Origin of the sequence: Methanobrevibacter sp. (genome assembly GCF_045577275.1) — an archaeon.
Lineage (GTDB): Archaea > Methanobacteriota > Methanobacteria > Methanobacteriales > Methanobacteriaceae > Methanobrevibacter.
Genome location: NZ_JAZNIB010000182.1, coordinates 1 through 3,789 on the forward strand (window position 1 = coordinate 1; position 3,789 = coordinate 3,789).

A 3,789-nucleotide genomic window follows, 5' to 3' on the forward strand; every position below is an offset into this window, starting at 1 on the left:
ATGACAGTGTCCTATTGGATGATGATTTTATCCAATTGGGAGGAAACTCATTGTCTCTAATGAAACTTCAATTGATATTGAATGAGAGATTAGGGATTCATTTGTCTTCCGCTCAAATCATGGAGCTTCGAACACCGATTAAGATTTCAGATTACATTAAATATAATTTAGAGGTTCATTCTCCAATCGAGATGAATTATAGCTTTGATGATTGCTGTCCTTTGTCTGAATCACAATTAAACGTTTACTTGGATGAAAGCGTAAATGATATGGGCACTGCATATAACAATCCATTTAAGATAGAATTCAAGGATTCATATTCAGCAGATGATATTAAAAATGCCGTTTATAAGTTATTGGAAATCTATCCTGTATTGTCTGCTCGTGTTGTTAATGAAGATGAGGCTTTGTACTTTAGCTTTGATGGAGATGTTGAAGTGTCTCAAGGCTTGGAAAATGACATTTCATCATTCATAAGGCCATTTGATTTTGAAAAGTCATTGTCCCGTTTTTTAATTGCAGAAGATGAGAAGTCCATTTCATTGTGCATGGATTGCCATCACCTGATTTTTGACGGAACTTCAGCCAATATTCTGCTGGACAGTTTGCTCTCAATTTTAGAGGGCAATGACATTGATTCAATCGATACAGGTATTTTGAGAGAGATTTCCTATGAAGAGAACATTTCTTCAGACTATATGGAAGAAGCTTCACTGTTCTTTGATTCCATGTTGGAGGATGTTGATGAGGTATATGAATTGCTGCCTTCTGTAAAGACGGAAGAAAGTTCTGATTTTGAATATATTGACATCTTTGACATTGACAAAAATCATTTAAGTTCCTTTTTGGAAAAGGCTTCAATCACACATAATCAATTTTTCACAAGTGCATTTGCTTATGCATTATCAAAATTCACTGCATCCTCTAAAGTCTTATTCAATCTTATTGAGGATGGAAGGGGTCATATTGATCTGTCAGAATCTGTAGGGATGTTTGTTCGCACATTGCCTCTCGTTATTGACTGCAAAAATCAAGATACTCTTTCTTTCCTAGATTATTCAAGTGGCATTATAAGCTATGCCATGAAATATGATCTCTATCCTTTCCGCCTATTGGCAAATGAATATGATTTAAATTCAGACATCCTGTTCCAATATTCCCATGACCTTCTTAATAGTCTAATGACTGAAGAGGGTTTGCCTTATAAGGTTGAGGATTTAAAGCAGGATCTGATTGGAGATTTATCCTTTTTTGTTTTCAATGAAGATGGGGACAAATTGGGAATCAAGATTCTATATTCCCAAAAGTTCTCAAATGACTTCATAAAGAGCTTTGCTAAAAGCTATGAATTAATTTTAAAAGAAATGATGTATGTGGATGACTTATCCGACATCAATTATGTTTCATCTTCTGATTTGGATATTCTAGACAGTTACAATCAGAATGAAAAGGATTTGGATTATGATGATATTCTGGATGCCTTCAATGACCATCTTTTAAGATATCCAAACAATCCTCTCGTATCATATAATGACGTATCCTATAGCTATGCTGAAGGAGCATTTATTGCAGAAGGAATAGCCAATTCCTTGAAGGATATGGGAGTTAGTCCACAGGACAATGTTGCCTTTTTCCTAGAGCGCTCAGAGTTATATATGTTCTCTGCATTAGCCATTCTCTCCATTGGTGCTGTATATGTGCCGATAGATGATGCCTTGCCTGATGAGCGCATAAGATTCATGTTGAATGATACTGACGCCAAGGCTGTGATAGTCAGCAAAAGCACTTATGAAAGGGCTAAAAACTTAATTGGTGATGAAGAGATTCTATTGGATATTTCAGAAATTGTTGAAGATTCTGGGGCTAGTTTATCCAGTTTACCTGTAGTTTATGGAGATTTGGCCTGCATATTATATACCAGCGGAACTACAGGCATTCCAAAAGGGGTTAAGATTACAAGAAAAGGAATTACCAGCTATGTTGATTTCTATGTAAATGAATACAATATGAAAAACGGTTCAAAATTTGGCATGTTCTCTTCAATAGGATTTGATGTAGGGGCAATACGTGCTATCTGCGGACCATTATATGGTGGATCCTGTTTGGATATTGTTCCAATGGACATCAGATTAAACATTGAAAAGCTGAATCAGCATTTCATTAGTCATGGAGTTAGCCATACCACTCTTCCAACACAGGTTGCTAGAATATTCATCGAGGAAGTCAAGGATACGACCTTGAAGGTTTTAATCACTGGTGGTGAAAAGTTAGGACAGGTTAATGCAAGTCCAGATTATTCATTTATAGATTCATATGGGCCTACAGAAGCTTGTGTTGCAGTTTGTGCAATTGAAGAGAAGGATAAGATGGATTCCTCTTCCATTGGGCATTTATTCACAAACCTCAAGGTTTATGTCTTGGATGATGAATTGAGGCGCGTTCCTATCGGTGCTGTAGGTGAATTGCATATTGCTGGAAATCAAGTGGCTAAAGGTTACCTGAACCGAAATGAAGAAACCACTAAGGCATTTATAGACAATCCATTTGAAAGGGACGAGGCTTATGGCATAATGTATCGTACTGGAGACTTGGTGAGGGTCTTGCCGGATGGTTCCTTAGGCATCGTCGGTCGTCGTGACAGTCAGGTGAAGGTGAGAGGAAACCGTGTCGAACTGATGGAAGTTGAAGCTGCAATCAGAGAAATGGATTCAATTGAGGCAGTTACAGTTCAAGCAATTGAGCACAACGGCAACAATGAATTGGTGGCTTATGTTGTAAGTGATGATGAGAACATTAAGGAATCCCTTCTTTCATATATTGCAAGTCAAAAGCCTGATTATATGGTGCCTTCATTTGTTGTTGAATTGGATAATATTCCTTTAACCGTTAACGGTAAAGTGGATAGGAACGCTTTGCCTGAAGTGGACAGAAGCGCTCTGCATGCAGGTTATATCGCTCCAAGGGATGAAAAGGAAAGAACTATTGTGAAGGCTTTTGAAAATGTATTCAATCAGGAAAATATAGGCATTCAAGATGATTTCATTCACTTAGGCGGCGACTCATTGATTTCCATAAAGCTATTGTCCCATCTTGAGGATTATGACATCACAGCAGCAGATATATTAAGTTTACGCACTCCTGAAGCCATTGCAAAGAGCATTGATGAATTTTCATTGGATTTGGACATATATTCTTTGGAAGGAGGATGTCCGTTGAATGAGGCTCAAATCAATTTGTTTTTAGATTCAATAATGAACAAGACTGATTTTTATCACATTCCAACTTTTATGAACATTCCTAAGGAATATGGTCTTCAAAAGGTGCTTGATGCATTGGACGAAATCCTGATTGCGCATCCAATTTTGGCTATGCGTGTAAGCGATTATTATGAAGGGGATGAAGATAAAAATTTCTTTGATAGAATTAGGGATAATGTCGATTTATTGAAGGATTTAAAGGATTTAGGTGATAGCTTTAGTGACCAATCACTTGTGGATCTTCTTAAAAGCAATGGATGGAACATAAAGAGCATTTGGGATATGGTTCGAACTGCTGCAAAGGCATTCAGAGGAGAATATCCTTACTTGGTAAGAGGGGCTAAGCCTCCTGTCACCGTTGAATCAGGATTTAATGAGGGCATAGTAAAGAATTTCTTAGCTCAAGGCTTTGATTTGTATGATTATTTGGCAATGTTCAAGGTTCTTGAATTAGAGGATTCATATGTAGTGCTGGCTAAGTTCAATCACATCATTTTTGATGGAATGTGCGTAAATACATTTAAACGGGACC

The 3,789-nt window shown here is 37.2% G+C and carries 1 protein-coding gene; it reads left to right on the forward strand.

The features are described from left to right. The coding region (locus ACKI67_RS05430) for an amino acid adenylation domain-containing protein (RefSeq protein ID WP_407462410.1) at nt 1-3,789 on the forward strand (3,789 nt) is incomplete at both ends.